We start from the raw sequence: 2,827 nt of genomic DNA on the forward strand, positions 1-2,827 counted from the left end.
CGCTTTCTGGCTCCGGAGGTCAGTACCATTCAAGAAAAGGATGTTGTCGCCACCGAAACCCACCCGCTTGCCGTCAATTTCGCCAACGATGAACGCGTGGTATTTGGTCTGGCCAGGCGCATGGTAGATGCAGAAGTCAAAGCCGCGCCAATGGAATGTTTCCCGGTCGCGGAGCCAGCTGTCCACGCGCGAAGGTTTATCGAAGCAACATGGGGTACTTGCCCACGCGGCCGGCGCAGTAAGCACGTCTGCGATGCAATCAAGAGCCCAACACTGCGTCCCAAAGTGGCGCTGCAGGTATGGTATGCCGCACACGTGATCATCGTGGATGTGCGTCGGGACAACAAGCTCGATGTGCTTTACGCCATAGTCTTCGCGGAGTTGCTCGAGGTGGTGTTCGACGAAGCGCACGGCCCGCTTGTCATCAGCGTCGGGCCCCCAGTGCAGATGGCCGCTGGAAACCAAGCCGTAGTCGATCAGCATGGCGTGGCCATGCCCGCTGAGAACGACGTAAAAGTTGGAGCACGTATAAGGCCCGGCCCACAGGAGGTGCTTTGATATAGGCTGCAGCCTGCTCTCGCGGATCATCACGGAATCTTTGAAGCTGCTGAGCGCACCTGACGTTCCCAGCCTGCCGACCCCGGCCAAATCCTCGAGCCTTGCCTCAAGGCACTCGATGTCGGCGTTGACTTGCGTGATCGGATCCCCGTGCGAGGGGTAAGCCCTCTGCACTCTCTCCTTCTTCAAGGCGAGGATTGATTGCATGGTCATCTCCACCCCAAGGAGATCTCCATAGCTGTATTCCATGGCGTGCAGCTGGTAAAGCTTGCCCCCTTGAACCATCAAATCGCCGGTAAACGCCATTCGTTGACCGTCGATTTCAGTGATCAAGCATGCCATGCCATACGTATGGCCCTTGGCCGGAAGAATTCTAAACGTCAGGCCTTCCCACTGAAAGTGCTCGTAGTCTTCAAGGATGGCGTCGATGCGAAGATTCTTGCCCAATGAGAAGATGGAATTGCTGTCGTTATAGTTATCGTAAATTCGCTTCGATTGCCAGTAGGCCTCAACATCTTCGAACAGGTGTCGCTCGTATTCAGGGACGGCTATCTTTGCTCCAAGCGTCTGCAGGACGGACGTACCCCAGCATTGGTCCCTATGGTGGTGTGTGTGAAGGACCCAATCGATCCCCGTCACGCCGATCTCGCTGAGCCCCTGTGCGACCGCTCCCGATCCGGAATCGATCAGTACGCAGCGATTTCCCCGTCTGATCACATAGACGTTGCATGTGTCTTCGAACCGCCACACGTTGTCCGATAGCTTAGTGAACACCCATCACCCGATTCATCTGTATGTTAAGATCTGCAGCCGGCGTTTGCAACGACCTGCGGTCACGGGCGTGGGATCGCTACGCACCTGCACCTGCCCAAATCTCTTGTCAAAAATAGCTGGCTACCGGTTCGCCCAACACGTCAAGTCGCGGGGTGATTCCCAACCCGGGCACGTCCGGTGCAACGACCCGCCCGTGAATGATGTCAAAGGGACCGTCGGCGGTTGTCTTGCTCACAAGTTCCCGGCAGTCGAAAACGCACCTCAGGTAACGCTCAGGAAAGGTCTGGGCCAGTTGCACGGTAGCCGCAAAGGCAATCTCGGAGCCTACGGTATCCATGATGCTCACGGTAAACCCGGCAGCAATGCCTATGTCGCGTTGACGCCGGCCTCTGGTTAGGCCACCGTTCTTGGACACTTTGATTTCAAAGCCGTCCGCAGCGTCATCTGCTACCAGCTGCAGGATCGACGCGTCGCTTATGGCAAGCTCGTCGAAGATGATCGGGATACTCGTCCGCCGGCGCAATGACACGCATTCGCGCCAAGTCGCGCAGGGTTGTTCCAGGACGAAATCCAGACCTTCAGGCAGCATCCGCAGCATACGACGAGCGGTTTCGACCGTCATTCCACCGTTCGCGTCAACGATGAAATACTCGCCCGGCTTTTTGTCAGCGAGAGATGCCGCAATACGCGCCGCGTCGTCGACAGGATCCCGCCGATCTTGGCCGAATGTCCCAGGTAGCCCATCGCACGATGCTCAGCCACACGCCTTCGCATATCCTCTGGTTCGTCCATGTAAATTCCGGAAATAACTGGCAATCGCGCATTCGTACGGCCACCCAGCAGTTCGCAAACCGGCAAGCCGACCGACTTTCCGAAGATATCCCAGCACGCCACGTCGAGCGCGGTTTTGGCATGTTCGTGCCCGACGAGCGCGGTGTCCATCACATCATATGTGCGGTCAACGCGCCGCGGATCCAAGCCAATGAGCCAGGGTGCGATCTCTGCAATACCTGACCTTACGCCCAGGGCGTGGGCTGCGACGTAGTTTGAACCGAACGGTGTGCTTTCCCCCCAACCCTCAAGTCCGTTCGAGGTCGTAACGCGCACGATCGTGGCATCGAAGCTGGGGTACTCCCGACCGCCTGACAATCGATAGGTACCCCCAGAGTAAGGGAGTTCAACCTGAAAAACGTCAATTCGTTCAATTGCAAGCTCAGACATTACTCTTGCGTCTTTTCAGTTACGGAACAATTAGAACGAGTTTCCCGCTGATCGTCTTCGATAAAAAATCTTTTTGAGCCTCGACGATATCCTTCAATGGATACGTTTTTCCGACAAACGGGCGAATTTCATTGCGCTCGATGTAAGATACTAGGTTATCAAAGACGACCTCGTCGTAGAGGGTTGAACCGAAAAACGTCAGATCCTTCAAATACAAAGTTCGCACGTCGAGCTCGACAATGGGGCCGGCGATGGCCCCAGCCACCACATACCG

At 56.2% G+C, this 2,827-nt stretch carries 4 protein-coding genes; all 4 read right to left on the reverse strand.

Annotated elements, in window-relative coordinates; all coding sequences use genetic code 11:
* A partial coding sequence (locus tag O7A70_RS33590; protein WP_337144174.1) for an MBL fold metallo-hydrolase occupies positions 1-1,332 on the reverse strand: 1,332 nt, incomplete at its 3' end.
* Positions 1,333-1,438: 106 nt separating this feature from the next.
* Positions 1,439-2,017 (reverse strand): enolase C-terminal domain-like protein, encoded by a 579-nt coding sequence (locus tag O7A70_RS33595; protein WP_337144177.1) that lies wholly within the window; start codon positions 2,015-2,017, stop codon positions 1,439-1,441.
* Complete coding sequence (locus tag O7A70_RS33600) at positions 1,951-2,553, reverse strand: mandelate racemase/muconate lactonizing enzyme family protein (RefSeq protein WP_337144175.1); 603 nt, start codon at positions 2,551-2,553, stop codon at positions 1,951-1,953. The genes O7A70_RS33595 and O7A70_RS33600 overlap by 67 nt, the downstream gene beginning before the upstream one ends.
* 19 nt (positions 2,554-2,572) lie before the next feature.
* Positions 2,573-2,827 (reverse strand): zinc-binding dehydrogenase (locus tag O7A70_RS33605; RefSeq protein WP_337144176.1); only part of this gene is annotated, 255 nt, incomplete at its 5' end.

Origin of the sequence: Mesorhizobium sp. Cs1299R1N1 (assembly GCF_037179655.1) — a bacterium.
Taxonomy (GTDB): Bacteria; Pseudomonadota; Alphaproteobacteria; order Rhizobiales; family Rhizobiaceae; genus Mesorhizobium; species Mesorhizobium salmacidum.